Annotated in this window: 13 protein-coding genes; 6 read left to right on the top strand and 7 right to left on the bottom strand. The window is 65.0% G+C overall.

What is annotated here, in order from left to right:
- Positions 1–22: 22 nt before the first annotated feature.
- Genes ABE464_RS02410 through ABE464_RS02400 form a run of 3 tightly spaced genes read left to right on the top strand, consistent with a single transcriptional unit; the run spans position 23 to position 2,543 of the window.
- On the top strand, positions 23–886 hold the full coding sequence (locus tag ABE464_RS02410) for a CheR family methyltransferase (protein WP_346470575.1): 864 nt from the start codon (positions 23–25) through the stop codon (positions 884–886).
- The gene (cheD, locus tag ABE464_RS02405; protein ID WP_123729173.1) at positions 883–1,479 is read left to right on the top strand and encodes a chemoreceptor glutamine deamidase CheD; all 597 of its coding nucleotides are present in this window, start codon (positions 883–885) and stop codon (positions 1,477–1,479) included. The genes ABE464_RS02410 and cheD overlap by 4 nt, the downstream gene beginning before the upstream one ends.
- Entirely contained in the window at positions 1,476–2,543 is a 1,068-nt protein-coding gene (locus tag ABE464_RS02400; RefSeq protein WP_346470574.1) for a chemotaxis response regulator protein-glutamate methylesterase, read from the top strand. Before cheD ends, ABE464_RS02400 begins: the two co-directional genes overlap by 4 nt.
- Positions 2,544–2,574: 31 nt before the next feature.
- Here the strand turns inward: ABE464_RS02400 and ABE464_RS02395 are convergent, their stop codons facing one another.
- The 5 genes from ABE464_RS02395 to ABE464_RS02375 all read right to left on the bottom strand — a co-directional run bounded on the left by ABE464_RS02395 (position 2,575) and on the right by ABE464_RS02375 (position 7,093).
- Entirely contained in the window at positions 2,575–3,078 is a 504-nt protein-coding gene (locus ABE464_RS02395) for a hypothetical protein (protein WP_346470573.1), read from the bottom strand.
- A gap of 8 nt (positions 3,079–3,086) precedes the next feature.
- Positions 3,087–3,632, bottom strand: a complete 546-nt coding sequence (locus ABE464_RS02390) for a hypothetical protein (protein ID WP_346470572.1) — start codon at positions 3,630–3,632, stop codon at positions 3,087–3,089.
- A 195-nt stretch (positions 3,633–3,827) separates the two neighbouring features.
- On the bottom strand, positions 3,828–6,413 hold the full coding sequence (acnB, locus tag ABE464_RS02385) for a bifunctional aconitate hydratase 2/2-methylisocitrate dehydratase (protein ID WP_088435021.1): 2,586 nt from the start codon (positions 6,411–6,413) through the stop codon (positions 3,828–3,830).
- Positions 6,414–6,462: 49 nt separating this feature from the next.
- Entirely contained in the window at positions 6,463–6,861 is a 399-nt protein-coding gene (locus ABE464_RS02380; RefSeq protein WP_019182936.1) for a type II toxin-antitoxin system VapC family toxin, read from the bottom strand.
- 7 nt (positions 6,862–6,868) lie between these two features.
- Positions 6,869–7,093 (bottom strand): AbrB/MazE/SpoVT family DNA-binding domain-containing protein, encoded by a 225-nt coding sequence (locus ABE464_RS02375; RefSeq protein ID WP_019182937.1) that lies wholly within the window; start codon positions 7,091–7,093, stop codon positions 6,869–6,871.
- Between the two features lie 283 nt (positions 7,094–7,376).
- Between ABE464_RS02375 and acnA the strand changes: the two genes are divergently transcribed.
- The 3 genes from acnA (at position 7,377) to ABE464_RS02360 (ending at position 13,087) form a co-directional block, all read left to right on the top strand.
- Positions 7,377–10,133 carry an aconitate hydratase AcnA gene (acnA, locus tag ABE464_RS02370; protein WP_346470571.1) on the top strand — a complete coding sequence of 919 codons (2,757 nt, stop codon included), beginning with the start codon at positions 7,377–7,379 and terminating at the stop codon, positions 10,131–10,133.
- A 249-nt stretch (positions 10,134–10,382) separates the two neighbouring features.
- Positions 10,383–12,059: a long-chain fatty acid--CoA ligase gene (locus ABE464_RS02365; RefSeq protein ID WP_346470570.1), complete on the top strand. Its 1,677-nt coding sequence runs from the start codon at positions 10,383–10,385 to the stop codon at positions 12,057–12,059.
- A gap of 158 nt (positions 12,060–12,217) precedes the next feature.
- Positions 12,218–13,087 carry a crotonase/enoyl-CoA hydratase family protein gene (locus ABE464_RS02360; protein ID WP_346470569.1) on the top strand — a complete coding sequence of 290 codons (870 nt, stop codon included), beginning with the start codon at positions 12,218–12,220 and terminating at the stop codon, positions 13,085–13,087.
- 51 nt (positions 13,088–13,138) lie between these two features.
- Here ABE464_RS02360 and ABE464_RS02355 read toward each other — a convergent pair whose 3' ends face one another.
- Entirely contained in the window at positions 13,139–15,313 is a 2,175-nt protein-coding gene (locus ABE464_RS02355) for an ATP-binding protein (RefSeq protein WP_346470568.1), read from the bottom strand.
- A 1-nt stretch (position 15,314) separates the two neighbouring features.
- On the bottom strand, positions 15,315–16,454 hold the full coding sequence (locus ABE464_RS02350; RefSeq protein WP_346470567.1) for a two-component system response regulator: 1,140 nt from the start codon (positions 16,452–16,454) through the stop codon (positions 15,315–15,317).
- Between the last annotated feature and the right edge of the window lie 84 nt (positions 16,455–16,538).

Below are 16,538 nucleotides of genomic sequence, written 5' to 3'. Positions count from 1 at the left end.
CCCTTTTTCTGTGAGCCTGCCCGTGTCCACGCCTCCTGCCACTGCCGCTTCCTCCACCGGCCGCGAATTCGAGTTCGCCGACCGTGATTTCCGCCGTGTCTGCGAGCTGATCTACCAGCGGGTCGGCATCTCGCTGGCGCCCGCCAAACGCGACATGGTCTATGGCCGCCTCTCGCGCCGGCTGCGTGCGCTCGGCATGCGCAGTTTCAGTGACTATCTGGACCAGCTCGAAGCCCATGGCGGCGAGGAATGGCAGGCGTTCACCAATGCGCTGACCACCAACCTCACCGCGTTCTTCCGTGAGCCGCATCATTTCGAAAAGCTCACCGACGAACTGCGCCTGCGCGGCAACGGTGGCGGCACGCTGCAGCTGTGGTCGTGCGCGGCCTCCACCGGCGAAGAGCCCTACTCGATGGCCATCACGGCCTGCGAGACCTTCGGCACCCTCAAGCCGCCGGTACGCATCCTTGCCACCGACGTGGACACCCAGGTGCTGGCCACCGCCAGCCGTGGCGTCTACGCGATCGACCGGGTGTCCGGCCTGGATCCGGCGATCCGCAAGCGCTACTTCCAGCGCGGCACCGGGCCCAATGAAGGCCACTGCCGCGTACACCCGGCCCTGCGCGAGCTGATCGACTATCGCCCGCTCAACCTGCTGGCCAACCGCTACGACGTCGGCGGCCCGTTCGACGCCCTGTTCTGCCGCAACGTGATGATCTACTTCGACAAGCCGACCCAGCGCGGCATCCTCTCGCGCCTGATCCAGCACATGGGCGACGACGGCCTGCTCTACACCGGCCATTCGGAGAACTACCTGCACGCCGCCGATCTGATCCAGCCGTGCGGGCGCACCCTGTACAAGCGCGCGCCCGGAGCGCCGGTATGAGTCTGCCGATCCGCAACGATGAGGTGATGCGTTACTACGACAGCCGCTTCCAGGTCACCGCCGCCAAGCTGCTGCCGACCCAGTACCTGGCGGTGGACGACAACACCGCACTGACCACCACGCTGGGTTCCTGCGTGGCCGCCTGCCTGCGCGACCCGGTACTGAAGATCGGCGGCATGAACCACTTCCTGCTGCCCGAGGGCAACGTCGGTGACGGCGCACCTGCGCGCTACGGCAGCTACGCCATGGAACTGCTGATCAACGACCTGCTCAAGCGCGGCGCGCACCGCAAGCGCCTGGAGGCAAAAGTCTTCGGTGGCGCCAACGTGCTCAAGGGCTTCACCAGCAACCCGGTCGGCACGCGCAACGCCGAGTTCGTGCGCCAGTATCTACAGGCCGAACACATTCCGATCATTGCCGAAGACCTGTGTGGCATCCATCCGCGCAAGGTGTGGTTCTTCGCCGACACCGGCCGCGTCGTCGTGCAGCGCCTGCCGCACGCGCATGAAGCCGAAGTCGCCGCGACCGAATCGGCCGTGCGCGCCCGTCTGTCCAAAGCCCCGGTCACCGGTGGCGTGGAGCTGTTCGAATGACCCATGGTGCACCCTGCAAAGTCCTGATCGTCGACGACTCGGCGGTCGTGCGTCAGATGCTCAGCGAAATCCTCGACAGCGACCCCGGTATCGAAGTGGTCGGCACCGCCGCCGACCCGCTGCTGGCGCGCGAGAAGATCAAGCGCCTGGCACCGGACGTGATCACCCTGGACGTGGAAATGCCGCGCATGGACGGCCTGGCCTTCCTTGAGAACCTGATGCGGCTGCACCCGCTGCCGGTGGTGATGATTTCCTCGCTGACCGAGCGCGGCGCCGACACCACGCTGCAAGCATTGGCGCTGGGCGCGGTGGACTTCGTCTCCAAGCCCAAGCTGGATGTCGCGCGAGGCCTGCAGGGCTATGCCGACGAGATTATCGCCAAGGTCAAGATGGCCGCGCGCTCGCGCGTGCGTCCGCTGGCGCGCCCGAATCCGCCGCGCATCACCCTCGGCGCCGCGGCTCCCGTCGCGCCGCGCTCCATCCAGTTCCGCACCACCGACCGCCTGATCGCCATCGGCGCCTCGGCTGGCGGCACCGAAGCCCTGCGCGTGGTACTGGAAGGCATGCCCGCCGATGCGCCGGCCGTGGTGATGACCCAGCACCTGCCGGCGACCTTCAGCACCCCGTTCGCCGAACGCCTGGACCGCCACTCGGCGATGTCCGTGCGCGAAGCCACCGACGGCGAAGCCGTGCTTCCTGGCCATGCGTATCTCCCCCCGGGCGGCAAGCACCTGCGGATCATCCGTGACGGTGCGCGCTGGCGCTGCCGGATCGACGATGGCCCGCCGGTCAACCGGCACAAGCCGGCCGTTGATGTGCTGTTCCGCTCGGTCGCCGAAAGCGCCGGCGCCAATGCCATTGGCGCGATCCTCACCGGCATGGGCGACGATGGCGCCCGTGGTCTGCTGGATCTGAAGAACGCGGGCGCGCCCACCTTGGTGCAGGACGAAGCGACCAGTGTGGTCTGGGGCATGCCCGGTGCGGCGTTCAAGCTGGGCGCAGCGGAGGAGATGGTGCCGCTGGAGCGGATTGCGGAGCGGTTGATGGCGTTGACGCGGGGGTGATCGCACCTCTGGTGCAGGTCGGCTTACGGCCTCATGGCTCCTGGACCCGCAAGATGCGTGAGATGTATGGCTCAGAGAAAGATCCCACGCAGGCGCCATTCACTGCGCCATCCGTGTAGCGCCCTTGCACCATCACGAAGTAAATACCCGGTTCGAGGTCGGTGGTGGAATCTTCGTACCGCACGCCGGCCAGGTCGACATCGACACAGCTCAGAAAGTCGATACGCCGCAGTGCGTCCGGAAATGGTCCGAGAACGTCTCGAGGCCCCTTCTCGTGGAGTAGGTAACCGAAGGTGGCCATCTGCCTGCCGTCGAACGCATCGGAGTTCGCGAGGATCGCATGGATAGGCGCCTGGCAGTACTGCACGCCTTCCCGGGCACCGCTGAGGGATTGGCATCTTCCTATTGCTGCAACGGATGTCGCGTGGGTCACCTGTGCTGCCGGACTGTTCACTGCGACGGCCTTTTCACAGATAACGGCCAGCAGAAGACCCCCAACTACCGCGCTGATGAGCCGCCAAGACACCACACTCATACCAAGAGTCACTGGTCCCAGTCCTTGGGCTTGGGCGGTCGGCCACCGGGCATCTTCAATTTGGTTGCTGGATCGGACATCGGGCAGTCCGCGCCATCCGATTCAATGTTCAGACGTGTGCCGCCTGCCTCTATCCTTCCCATGGATCCGAAATCAGCGACGCTTCCATCCCTGAACACGCCGACGACGGACACCGGGCAGGGCGCGAAGTACTCCCAGTCACTCATGTCTTCCTCCGCTACCTTGCGCATCTCTGCGCGCGCCGCCTCGAAACCAGCATGATCCATCTCGATGGAGATTCCCCCGATGCCACGCTGAAAGAAGAAATAGTCGAACCCCGGATACAGGATCAGCCTTCCAAATCCGGAGACCAGAAAGCCGTTGAGGATGACTGTCCGCCCGTCGTATTGTTCAGAGCGTGCCCAGAGATCGCCAAAAGCAAGATAGCAAATGGCATCTTCACCATCGCCTCCACATCGCCGCGGCGTTGCCGAGGCTACGCCGCACGCGAGAGCGAGCAGAATTCCGCACAGTAATGCACTGACCCAACGCATGTTCTCTCGTCCTTGATCCAGAGCTGGCTCAGTCTACGCAAAAAATCCTCTTCGTCGAACGACTCGCACCACAGGCATTGGCGCGGCGCACGACCAACGGTCATGCGCTACCGGCCGCGGGATTGAGATTGGCCGCAAACAAAAAACCCCCAGCTTTCACCGGGGGTTTTCGTTCAACACATCAATCGATCACGCTCAGGCAGCAACCGTACCGGCCACGTCCTGATAGTCCTCGATCTGGTCGAAGTTCATGTAGCGGTAGATGTCCTTGCTGCTGGCATCCAGCACGCCGATGTCGGCCATGTACTCTTCCTTGGTCGGGATGCGACCCAGACGCGAGCAGATCGCGGCCAGTTCGGCCGAACCCAGGTACACGTTGGAGTTGCGGCCCAGACGATTCGGGAAGTTGCGGGTCGAGGTCGAGAACACCGTCGCGCCCTCACGCACCTGCGCCTGGTTGCCCATGCACAGCGAGCAGCCCGGCATTTCCATGCGTGCGCCGGCGGTGCCGAAGGTGCCGTAATGGCCTTCCTTGGTCAGCTCCGAAGCATCCATCTTGGTCGGCGGGGCCACCCACAGCTTGGTCGGGATGTCGCGCTTGCCTTCCAGCAGCTTGGCGGCCGCACGGAAGTGACCGATGTTGGTCATGCACGAACCGATGAACACTTCGTCGATGGCCGCACCGGCCACGTCGGACAGCGTCTTGACGTCATCCGGATCGTTCGGGCAGGCCACGATCGGCTCGTGGATGTCGGCCAGGTCGATCTCGATGACGGCGGCGTATTCGGCGTCGGCATCCGGGGCCAGCAGCTCCGGGTTGGCCAGCCAGGCTTCCATCTTCTCGATGCGGCGCGCCAGCGAACGGGCGTCCTGGTAACCCTCGGCGATCATCCACTTCAGCAGCGTGATGTTGCTGGTGAGGTACTCGATGATCGGCTCCTTGTTCAGGTGCACCGAGCAACCGGCGGCCGAACGTTCGGCCGAGGCATCGGACAGTTCGAACGCCTGCTCGACCTTCAGCTCCGGCAGACCTTCGATTTCCAGGATGCGGCCGGAGAAGATGTTCTTCTTGCCGGCCTTGGCCACGGTCAGCAGACCGGACTTGATCGCGTACAGCGGGATCGCGTTGACCAGGTCACGCAGGGTCACGCCCGGCTGCATCTTGCCCTTGAAGCGGACCAGCACCGATTCGGGCATGTCCAGCGGCATGACGCCAGTGGCGGCAGCGAAGGCCACCAGGCCCGAGCCGGCCGGGAACGAAATGCCCACCGGGAAACGGGTGTGCGAGTCGCCGCCGGTGCCGACGGTGTCGGGCAGCAGCATGCGGTTGAGCCAGCTGTGGATGACGCCGTCGCCCGGGCGCAGCGAGATGCCGCCGCGGGTGGAGATGAACTCGGGCAGCGTGTGGTGGGTCTTGACGTCCACCGGCTTGGGGTACGCCGCGGTGTGGCAGAACGACTGCATCACCAGGTCGGCCGAGAAGCCCAGGCAGGCCAGATCCTTCAGCTCGTCACGGGTCATCGGGCCGGTGGTGTCCTGCGAGCCCACCGAGGTCATCTTCGGTTCGCAGTAGGTGCCCGGGCGCATGCCCTGGCCTTCCGGCAGGCCACAGGCGCGGCCGACCATCTTCTGTGCCAGCGAGAAGCCCTTGCCGGTATCCGGCGGATCCATCGGCAGGCGGAACAGATCGGTCGGGGCCAGGCCCAGCGCTTCACGCGCCTTGGCGGTCAGGCCGCGGCCGATGATCAGCGGAATGCGGCCACCGGCGCGCACTTCGTCGAACAGCACGTCGGACTTGACCTTGAACTCGGCGATGACGGCGCCGTCCTTCAGGGCCTTGCCGTCGTAAGGGCGCAGCTCGATCACATCGCCCATGTTCATCTGCGACACGTCGAGTTCGATCGGCAGCGCGCCGGCGTCTTCCATCGTGTTGTAGAAAATCGGGGCGATCTTGGAGCCCAGGCACACGCCGCCGAAACGCTTGTTCGGGATGAAGGGAATATCTTCGCCGGTGAACCACAGCACCGAGTTGGTGGCCGACTTGCGGCTGGAACCGGTACCGACCACGTCGCCCACGTAGGCAACCAGGTGGCCCTTGTCCTTGAGCGATTCAATGAACTTGACCGGGCCGCGCTTGCCGTCTTCTTCCGGCTCGATGCCATCACGCTTGTTCTTCAGCATCGCCAGGGCGTGCAGCGGGATGTCCGGGCGGGTGGTGGCGTCCGGGGCCGGCGACAGGTCATCGGTGTTGGTTTCGCCGGTCACCTTGAGCACGGTGATGGTCAGGCTTTCCGGCACCTGCGGGCGGCTGGTGAACCATTCGGCATCGGCCCAGCTCTGCAGCACGCCTTGGGCGTTGGCGTTACCGGCCTTGGCCTTTTCCTGCACGTCGTGGAAGGCATCGAAGACCAACAGGGTGTTCTTCAGCGCATCAGCGGCGATCGCACCGACGGTGGCGTCGTCCAGCAGCTGGACCAGCGGCGCGACGTTGTAACCGCCGAGCATGGTGCCCAGCAGTTCGGTGGCGCGCTCGCGCGTGATCAGCGGATTGACTTCGCTGCCCAAGGCGATCGCGGCCAGGTACGAGGCCTTGACCTTGGCAGCGTCATCGACGCCGGCCGGCACGCGGTGGGTCAGCAGTTCCAGCAGGAACTCGGCTTCGCCGGCCGGCGGGTTCTTCAGCAGTTCGATGACGTCGGCCGTCTGCTGGGCGCTCAGCGGCAGCGGCGGGATGCCAAGCGCGGCGCGCTCGGCTACGTGGTGGCGGTAGGCTTCCAACATGACAACTCCCGGGTGATTCTTTGAAAGAATGCGGTTTAAAAGTATGGGCTCAGGCGTGCGGCACGATCAGCTTCAGGCCCTTGAAGTAGTCGCGGTAAAACGTATCGTTCCAGGTGATCAGGCCATCGCACTGCAGCAGTGCATGCGACCCGACCATGAATTCATCCAGCCCGCGCGGTTTGGCACCCCGCTGCCGGTGGCGGCGGTGCATCTCACCGGCGCGCAATGCGGATTTGGCCTCCAGCGGACTGAAGTGGACGCCCATTTCTTCCAGCGCCTCCTGCACTTCGGCGCCGCCGCGCAGCGACGCGCAGATCTCGGCGAGGGTCACCCCGCAGATCACCACGCGGCCGCCGACCAGGCTCTGGCGCAGGCCCGCTTCGACCGCATCGGCCTGCGGACCATTGCTGAGCAGCTCGATCAACACCGGTGAATCGACGGCGATCATCACGCGCTCATTCCTCGTCGCGGACCGCGCGCACGGCCGCTTCGGCCGAATCGAAACCATCCAGCGCGAACTTGCCGCGGGCACGGGAGATCGCATCGTCCACGCTCTTGCGCAGGATGATGCGGCTGCCCTCGAGCTCCACCTTCAGCTGGGTGCCCTTGGTCAGGCCAAGCGCATCACGGACCGCCTTGGGCAAGGTGATCTGCCCGCGTTCTGCAACGGTAGCTTCCATCGGTACGCCCTCCAAAGTATGCACAAATTATACATACTTCCGTGGGCATACTTCCACTGGAGTACCGATCTGGCCGCCAAGACCCTTGGCACAGAAAGGATCTGTCTCATCCATGACATGAGGGATACATATCTCCGTGTAGCCTGAGACCAACTGCCGCAGGTAGGCGCCGCGCTGAATCGTTCATACTCACGACGATCGCCGGCCTGCCGGTCAGCGGCGAACGCAAGCAGGTCTGCCTCGGGCGGGCCAACGCAAGCCATCCGCAAGAGGAGTTTCTGCAATGAGCGATTCGTTCTCCACCCGCAGCCAGCTGGACGTCGGCGGCACGACCTACGACTACTTCAGCCTGCCCAAGCTGGGACAGACATACGACATCTCCCACCTGCCCTACTCGATGAAGATCCTGCTGGAGAATCTGCTCCGGCACGAGGATGGCGGCGTCACCGTCGGCAAGGACCACATCCAGGCCGTCGCCCAGTGGGACCCGAAGGCCGAGCCGGACATCGAGATCGCCTTCATGCCGGCCCGCGTGGTGCTGCAGGATTTCACCGGCGTGCCCTGCGTGGTCGATCTCGCCGCGATGCGCGATGCGGTGGTCAAGCTCGGCGGTCGGCCGGAGCAGATCAATCCGCAGATCCCCTCCGAGCTGGTGATCGATCACTCGGTGCAGGTTGATGTATTCGGTACCCCCGATGCGCTGGACCTCAACGGCAAGATCGAATTCCAACGCAACCAGGAACGCTACGGCTTCCTGCGCTGGGGCCAGAAGGCCTTCGACAACTTCAAGGTGGTGCCGCCCAACACCGGCATCGTCCACCAGGTGAACCTGGAAAACCTGGCCCGCGTGGTCATGACCGCGGACAAGGATGGCAAGGCGCTTGCGTATCCGGACACCGTGTTCGGGACCGACAGTCACACCACCATGATCAATGGTATCGGCGTGCTGGGCTGGGGCGTGGGCGGTATCGAAGCCGAAGCCGCCATGCTCGGCCAGCCCTCCTCGATGCTGATCCCGCAGGTGGTCGGCTTCAAGCTGACCGGCCGCATGCCTGAAGGCGCCACCGCCACTGATCTGGTGCTGACGGTTACCCAGATGCTGCGCAAGCACGGCGTGGTCGGCAAGTTCGTGGAGTTCTTCGGTGAAGGCCTGCAGCACCTGCCGCTCGCTGACCGTGCCACGATCGGCAACATGGCACCGGAGTACGGCGCTACCTGCGGCATCTTCCCGATCGACGAAGAGTCACTTACTTATCTGCGCCTGTCCGGCCGCAGCGAGGCGCAGATCGACCTGGTCGAAGCGTATGCCAAGGCCCAGGGCCTGTGGCACGACGCCAACACCGCGCACGCCAGCTACAGCGCCACGCTGGAACTGGACATGGGCGAGGTCAAGCCGTCGCTGGCCGGCCCGAAGCGCCCGCAGGACCGCGTGCTGCTGGAAGACGTCAAGCAGAACTACCGCGAGAACCTGGTTGGCCTGACCACCAACCGCGACAAGCGCAACGATGACGTGTCCACGTTCGTCAACGAAGGTGGCGGCGCGGCGGTCGGCAACGAACAGCTGGCCAAGGGCTACAGCGATGTCGAGCTGGATGGCCAGAAATTCCGTCTGAAGGATGGCGCGGTGGTGATCGCCGCGATTACCTCGTGCACCAACACCTCCAATCCGGCGGTGATGATCGGTGCCGGCCTGCTCGCCCGCAACGCCGCAGCCAAGGGCCTGGACCGCAAGCCATGGGTCAAGACCTCGCTCGGCCCGGGCTCGCGCGTGGTCACCGATTACCTGGAAAAAGCCGGTGTACTCACCGAGCTGGAGAAGGTCGGGTTCTATGTGGTCGGCTATGGCTGCACCACCTGCATCGGCAACTCCGGCCCTCTCCCCACCGAAGTCAGCGCCGGCATCGCCGCCGGTGACCTGGTGGTGGCCTCGGTGTTGTCGGGCAACCGCAACTTCGAAGGCCGCGTGCACCCGGAAGTGAAGATGAATTATCTGGCCAGCCCGCCGCTGGTCGTTGCCTACGCCATCGCCGGCACCACCGATATCGACCTGACCACCGAGCCGCTGGGCACGGGCAGCGATGGCCAGCCGGTGTACCTGCGCGATATCTGGCCGAGCAACAAGGAAATCGGCGACGTGATCGCCGCGACCATCGGGCCGGAGATGTTCAAGAAGAACTATGCCGACGTGTTCAAGGGCGACACCCGCTGGAACACCATCAAGTCGCCCGATGGCGATCTGTACGAGTGGGACGGCAGCTCGACCTACATCAAGAACCCGCCCTACTTCGACGGCATGACGATGGACGTCGGCCACATCGACGACGTGCACGGCGCGCGGGTGATGGGCCTGTTCGGCGACTCGATCACCACCGATCATATCTCCCCGGCCGGCAACATCAAGAAGGATTCCCCGGCGGGCCGTTTCCTGCAGGAGCGCGGCGTGCAGCCGGCAGACTTCAACAGCTACGGCAGCCGCCGCGGCAATGATGACGTCATGGTGCGCGGCACCTTCGCCAACATCCGGATCAAGAATCTGATGTTCGGCGGCGAAGAAGGCGGCAACACGCTGTACTTCCCGAAAGACGGCGGCGAGCCGCAGAAGCTGGCGATCTACGATGCGGCCGTCAAATACAAGGCTGAAGGCGTCCCGCTGGTCGTCTTCGCCGGGAAGGAGTACGGCACCGGCTCCTCGCGCGACTGGGCGGCCAAGGGCACCAACCTGCTGGGGGTCAAGGCGGTGATCGCCGAGAGCTTCGAGCGCATCCACCGCTCCAACCTGGTCGGCATGGGCGTGCTGCCGCTGCAGTTCAAGAACGGCGAGAACGCGCAGAGCCTGGGCCTGGACGGCTCGGAAGTGGTGGACATCACCGGCCTGGAGGATGGCGCCAGCAAGTCGGCCACCCTCACCGCGACCAAGGCCGATGGCACCAAGAAGACCTTCCAGGCGCATGTGATGCTGCTGACCCCGAAGGAAGTGGAGTACTTCAAGCACGGCGGCCTGCTGCAGTACGTGTTGCGCCAGCTGGCGGGGAAGAAGTAAGTACGCCAGCCGGCCAGGTGCCGGCGGTACCGGGTCACGCCCCTGCGGGCGTGACCTTCCGGCAGCCCACGACCAACGATCGTGGTCAGGAACCGCGGATGTCGCAAACAACGCGCCCCGCAGCCTCTCTGCGGCCGTTCTTCACCGGCCCTTCGCGTTTTCCATTCGGGACGGTATGCTGCCGAGGCATGAAACGACGGATACTCTCCGTCATCGCTTTACATCATCCACGTTTCCTGGAGGGGGAATATGAGTCTGGAACGACCCTGGCTGCAGAGTTATCCCAAAGGCGTACCCGCCGAGATCGACGTCAACGAGTTCCATTCGGTCTCGGCCGTCTTCGACACCTCGGTGGCCAAGTTCCGCGACCGCCCCGCCTACTCCAGTTTCGGCAAGGTTCTGACCTACGGGGAAACGGACGCATTGGTCGAGCAGTTCGCCGCCTACCTGCTCGGTGAGCTGCAGCTCAAGAAGGGCGACCGCGTCGCCCTGATGATGCCCAACTGCCTGCAGTACCCGATCGCGACCTTCGGCGTGCTGCGTGCCGGCCTGACCGTGGTCAACGTCAACCCGCTGTACACCGCCCGCGAGCTCAAGCACCAGCTGGTGGATTCCGGCGCGGCCGTGCTGGTGGTGGTCGACAACTTCTGCGACACCGTGCAGCAGGTCATCGCCGATACCCCGATCAAGCAGGTGGTGACCACCGGCCTGGGCGACATGCTCGGTGCCAAGGGCATCGTGGTGAACTTCGTGCTGAAGTACATCAAGAAGATGGTGCCCAACTACAGCCTGCGCGGTGCGATCCGCTTCAACCAGGCGCTCAAGCTGGGCAGCCGCCACACCCTGCCCAAGGTCGAGATCGATCACGACGATGTCGCCTTCCTGCAGTACACCGGCGGCACCACCGGCGTGGCCAAGGGCGCGATGCTGACCAACCGCAACCTGGTCGCCAACATGCAGCAGGCTTCGGCCTGGATCTCCGCCTCGGGGATCGAAATGGGCAAGGAGGTGATCATCACCGCCCTGCCGCTGTACCACATCTTCGCGTTGACGGCGAACGGCCTGGTCTTCATGAAGTTCGGTGGCTGCAATTATCTGATCACCAACCCGCGCGACATGAAGGGCTTCGTCAAGGAGCTCAAGGCGACGCGCTTCACCGCGATCACCGGCGTCAACACGCTGTTCAACGGCCTGCTCAACACCCCCGGCTTCGATGAGATCGACTTCTCCTCGCTGAAGGTCACCCTCGGTGGCGGCATGGCGGTGCAGCGCGCCGTTGCCGAGCGCTGGAAGAAGGTCACCGGCGTGACCCTGGTCGAAGCCTACGGCCTGACCGAGACCTCGCCGGCCGCCTGCATCAATCCGCTCAGCCTGGCCGAGTACAACGGCGCGATCGGCCTGCCGATTCCGTCCACCGACGCCTGCGTCAAGGACGACAACGGGCAGACCCTGCCCGCCGGCGACGTCGGCGAGCTGTGCATCAAGGGCCCGCAGGTGATGAAGGGCTACTGGCAGCGTCCGGAAGACACCGCCGCGGCGGTCGATGCCGAGGGCTGGCTGCACACCGGCGACATGGCGCGGATGGACGAACAGGGCTTCTTCTACATCGTGGACCGCAAGAAGGACATGATCCTGGTGTCCGGCTTCAACGTGTACCCCAACGAGGTCGAGGACGTCATCGCGATGATGCCCGGCGTGCTCGAGGTCGCGGCGGTCGGTGTGCCCGATGACAAGTCCGGCGAGGTGGTCAAGGTGGTCATCGTCAAGAAGGACCCCAACCTCACCGCGGAGATGGTCAAGGAACACGCGCGTGCCAACCTGACCGGCTACAAGCACCCGCGCATCGTGGAGTTCCGCAAGGAGCTGCCGAAGACCAACGTCGGCAAGATCCTGCGCCGCGAACTGCGCGATACGCCCGCGCCGTAACGGCTCCCCAACGGTTGCCTGTCCACAGGGCCCCTGCCGGCAACGGCGGGGGCCTTTTGCATTGTGTGAGATGCCGGGGGTGTAGGATCGCGGCGTGTGGACCCGTCAGGCCCGCCGCCCACCGTCCTCCCAGCGGGCCAGCCTCCGAGGAAATCGCCATGAGCACCATTGAAAAGCTGCCCGTCAACCATCGCTACGCCACCATCCGCACCGCGACCACCGGCAACGACGATGCCCATTGGCTGTACATGCATGCCGATGCCTCCAGCGGCATCCGCCCGTGCTGCCGCAAGGACATGCTCGATGAGATGTGGAATTTCATGAGCGCGATCACCCGTACCCCGGCCGAACGCAACAGCGGCAAGCTGCGCCATTTCGTGCTGGCCTCCGATGCGAACGCCTACAACCTGGGCGGCGATCTGGACCTGTTCACCCGGCTGATCCGCGAGGGTAACCGCGACCGCCTGCTGACCTACGCACAGCGCTGCGTGGAAGGGGTGCATCACCTGCACACCGGCTTCGGTGGTGACGTGCGCTCGATCGCGCTGATCCAAGGTGACGCGCTCGGCGGTGGCCTGGAAATGGCGCTGGCCTGCCACACCATCGTGGCCGAGGAAGGCTGCGGCATGGGCCTGCCGGAAGTGCTGTTCGGCCTGTTCCCGGGCATGGGCGCCTATTCGTTCCTGTGCAAGCGCGTGGCCCCGCAGTTGGCCGAGAAGATCATCCTCGACGGCCGCGTGTATTCCTCCGAAGAGATGTACGCCATGGGCGTGGTCGACGTGCTGGTGCCCAAGGGCCAGGGCATCAAGGCCGTGGAGGATCTGATCCGCCAGCACCAGCGCATTCCGCACTCGTACCTGGCGATGAATGCCGCGCGCAACCTGGCCCAGGCCGTGCGTTACGACGAGCTGCTGGAAATCACCAAGGTATGGGTCGATTCGGCACTGGCGCTGGGCGACAAGTCGCTGCGCACCATGGACCGCCTGATCAAGGCCCAGACCCGCCGCGCCACCCTCGACGTCGCCTGAGCCTCCCCCTCCCCTGCTGTTGTTCAAGCCCGGCTGCCGCCGGGCTTTTTTTCAGCGCATGTCGCCGCCGTCGTCGGCCTGCCCCTGTGCCTTGCGCTGCGCGCGCGCGTCCAACGCCTGACGCCCTTCCTTGATGCCGGCCTGCAACAGGCTGACGCGCTGGCGCCACTCGCTCTTGAGCTGCCAGTCGGCCATGCGCATCAGGTCGCCCGCGCGATTGGCCACACGCACCAGGCCCAGGTTGCTGGCCACGCCCTTGATGGCGTGCGCCTGCTCGCGGAAATGCACCCAGTCGCCGCGCTCGCCATCGGCCAGCGCTACACCAATGCACTGTTCGGCATCGGCGAGGCATTGGCGGATGAACTCCCGTTCGAAGCCATCGCCCATGCCCAGTGAGGCAAGCTCATCCAGCACGCCCGGATCGAGCACGCCATCCAAGGCGGTGGCCGTGCGCACGATCGGTGCGCTGGCCTTGAGCTGGCCGTTGGAAGCGATGTCGGCCAGCACGTCCAGCAGCCGCACCGCGACCACCGGCTTGGCCAGGAAGGTATGCGCACCGGCCTGGGTGCAGCGCTGGATCGCTTCGGGGGTCACGTCGGCACTGAGCACCAGCACCGGCGTGCGTGGCCCGCCGCCAGCCTGCATCACCCGCAGTTCCTTGAGCATGTCCAGGCCGCTCATGCCGGGCATGTGCAGATCCACAATGGCTGCATCGAAATCGCTCTCGGCCATCGCATCGAGCACTGCTTCGCCGCCATTGACGCACAGCACCTTGTGGCCAGCCTTCTGCAGCAACCGCTGCAGCACCATGCGGTTGGCCTCATGGTCGTCGGCCACCAGGATGTGCATGCTTCGCACGCGGGCGCGGTGGCGCAGGAACGGATCGGCGAACGCGATGACGTTGCCGTTGCTGTCCGGCAGCCCATCCCCCACCAGGGCCGGGGTCACGGTGCCCAGCGGCACGCGCGGCGGCGCGAAGGGCAGTTCGACCCAGAAATGACTGCCCTGCGGCGGGTTGTCTTCGTACCCGATCTGCCCGCCCATCGCCTCGACCAGGCCTTTGGCGATGGTCGTGCCCAGACCGGTGCCTTCGTGGCGACGGGCCATGCTGACATCGGCCTGCTCGAACGCCTCGAACAGGCGCGGGCGCATCTCAGGCGGGACACCGATGCCGGTGTCCAGAATGTCGAAGCGCAGCCGCACCCCGCCGTTGGATTCGGCATTGAGCACGCCGACACGGATTTCGACGCGGCCATGGTCGGTGAACTTGACCGCGTTGCCGGCCAGGTTGAGCAGGATCTGGCGCAGATGCCCGACGTCACCACGCAGCAGCGGCGGCACGGTCTCGGCCACCTTGACCCGGTAATCCAGCCGTTTGCCTTTCGCCTGTGGCAGCAGGATCAGCCCGATCGCCTGGATGACATCGGCCAGCGCGAAATCCTCGGCGTTGACGCGCAGCTTGCCCGCTTCGATGGCCGAGATGTCCAGCACTTCCTCCACCAGCGCCAGCAGGCTGCGTGAGGAGGCCTGGATGGTATTGACGCACTCGCGCTGCTCTTCATCCAGTTTGGTCGTGGCGAGCACTTCGGTCATGCCGGACAGGCCATTGAGCGGCGTGCGGAACTCGTGGCTCATGTTGGCCAGGAAGCGGCTCTTGGCTTCGTTGGCGCGACGCGCCTCGGCCATGGTCCGGGTCAACTGGCGCAGCAGCGTGGAGAAATACAGCGGCACCGCGGCCAAGCCCAGCCAGAGGCCAAACGCCAGGCGTGCGTTCTGCCCCCAGTACGGCGTCAACAGCGCAGTACTGCCAAAGCTCACCATGGCCATCGCCACGGCCACGTAAAGATAGTTGTTGCCGAACCGCATGCCGTTGCCGACCGTGACCCACATCACCACGATGTAGACCCACGCCAGCGGCTCGCCCATCTGCACCATGCCTGCCGCGATCAAACCGTAGTCGGCCAGCATGCCGGCCACGCGGCGCGGGTCCGAGCGCCCGGGTCGCCACAGCAGCCACCCGAACAGCCCCAGCGACAGGGTCAGCCCGGTCAGGACGATAGCCAGAACGCCGTGGTACTGCGCCGGCGGCAGATCGTGGCGCGGGCCAGGCATGAGGACATACATCAGGATCAGCGTGATCAGCGCTATCCGCACGATCGCCTGGCCGTGTTCGGAATCCGGGCGTTGCGCCAGACGTTGTTTCAGGCGCGGGTACAAACGGCGCATATCACATCCCCGGGCGGGATGACGCAGTGGAGTGCTGTGCGCAGATGTCCTCAAGCTGGAGACGGCCGCGCATCAGGGCATCGACGCAGCGCGGATCGAACAACCGTCCACGCTGGGCGTACAGATAAGCCAGCGTGGCTTCCATGGTCCATGCTTCCTTGTACGGACGCGGTGAGATCAGGGCATCGAACACATCGGCCACGGCCACGATGCGCGCTTCCAACGGAATGGCGTCACCGACCAGACCATCCGGGTAGCCGCTGCCGTCGTAGCGCTCATGGTGGCGCAGCGCGATCAACGCACCGACCTGGATGAAACGGTTCTGGCTGCCACTCAGCAGTTCATAGCCGATGCGCGGGTGCCGGCGCATGATCGCCTGCTCCTCATCGCTCAGCTTGCCCTGCTTGAGCAGCACCGCATCGGGAATGGCGATCTTGCCCATATCGTGCAGGGGCGCGGCCATCTCGATCAGCTTGACCTCTTCCTCCGGCAGCCCGAGCTGCTCGGCGATCAGGCCCGCCACATGCGCCATGCGCTCCAGATAGGCACTGGTGCCGGCATCACGGAACTCGATCGCACGCGCCAGGCGCGAGAGCGTCTCACGCTCGCGCTCTTCCACCTCGTGCATGCTGGCCAGCAGGCGCTGCTCCAGCGACAGCGCGCGTTGTTTGACGTTCTCCGACTGCTGGCGCAGCTGCAACAGGTTGTAGCAGCGCGCGCGCAGTTCGCGCGGGCGGATCGGCTTGACCAGGAAATCGATCACCCCGGCTTCCAGCGCGGCCTGGCGGATCGGCTCGTCGCCAACCACGGTGATCAGGATCACGGGGATATCGCGGTGTTTGGGCAGGCGACGGAACCGACGGGCGAACTCCAGCCCGTCCATCTCCGGCATGCGGTAGTCGAGCAACAGCAGATCCACGGCATGCGACTCGCACCAGGCGAGCGCCGTCAGCGGATCGCCGAAGTCGTGCACGGACAATTCCGGCGCGATGTCCTCGATGACATGGCGCAGCATGGTACGCGCGGACGTCTGATCGTCAACGATGACAATATTCAAGGCTGCTTCTGCCTTCTTCCTTGACCACACTGGAACATGCTGCGGAGAGGATACTCCGCCGCTCTGGACACTGGCACCTTGCATCGGTCCGCCTCCCGTCATGAACACCCCAGTTCATGATCGTCGTCACAGTGTGATGCCGGTGTCGGCACCTCCTGCGATCCGTCA

Source organism: Stenotrophomonas sp. TWI587 (genome assembly GCF_039674145.1).
In the GTDB taxonomy this organism is placed as follows: Bacteria; Pseudomonadota; Gammaproteobacteria; order Xanthomonadales; family Xanthomonadaceae; genus Stenotrophomonas; species Stenotrophomonas maltophilia_AY.
The sequence above is the reverse complement of the archived record's forward strand: the minus strand, read 5'-3'. Positions and strand labels throughout refer to the sequence as shown.

What these genes read in the sequence shown, in the direction of transcription:
- cheD (WP_123729173.1), top strand. Translation starts at nt 883, where the DNA reads ATGAGTCTGCCGATCCGCAACGATGAGGTGATGCGTTACTACGACAGC.
- ABE464_RS02400 (WP_346470574.1), top strand. Translation starts at nt 1,476, where the DNA reads ATGACCCATGGTGCACCCTGCAAAGTCCTGATCGTCGACGACTCGGCG.
- ABE464_RS02395 (WP_346470573.1), bottom strand. Translation starts at nt 3,078, where the DNA reads ATGAGTGTGGTGTCTTGGCGGCTCATCAGCGCGGTAGTTGGGGGTCTT.
- ABE464_RS02390 (WP_346470572.1), bottom strand. Translation starts at nt 3,632, where the DNA reads ATGCGTTGGGTCAGTGCATTACTGTGCGGAATTCTGCTCGCTCTCGCG.
- acnB (WP_088435021.1), bottom strand. Translation starts at nt 6,413, where the DNA reads ATGTTGGAAGCCTACCGCCACCACGTAGCCGAGCGCGCCGCGCTTGGC.
- ABE464_RS02380 (WP_019182936.1), bottom strand. Translation starts at nt 6,861, where the DNA reads ATGATCGCCGTCGATTCACCGGTGTTGATCGAGCTGCTCAGCAATGGT.
- ABE464_RS02375 (WP_019182937.1), bottom strand. Translation starts at nt 7,093, where the DNA reads ATGGAAGCTACCGTTGCAGAACGCGGGCAGATCACCTTGCCCAAGGCG.
- acnA (WP_346470571.1), top strand. Translation starts at nt 7,377, where the DNA reads ATGAGCGATTCGTTCTCCACCCGCAGCCAGCTGGACGTCGGCGGCACG.
- ABE464_RS02365 (WP_346470570.1), top strand. Translation starts at nt 10,383, where the DNA reads ATGAGTCTGGAACGACCCTGGCTGCAGAGTTATCCCAAAGGCGTACCC.
- ABE464_RS02360 (WP_346470569.1), top strand. Translation starts at nt 12,218, where the DNA reads ATGAGCACCATTGAAAAGCTGCCCGTCAACCATCGCTACGCCACCATC.
- ABE464_RS02355 (WP_346470568.1), bottom strand. Translation starts at nt 15,313, where the DNA reads ATGCGCCGTTTGTACCCGCGCCTGAAACAACGTCTGGCGCAACGCCCG.
- ABE464_RS02350 (WP_346470567.1), bottom strand. Translation starts at nt 16,454, where the DNA reads ATGCAAGGTGCCAGTGTCCAGAGCGGCGGAGTATCCTCTCCGCAGCAT.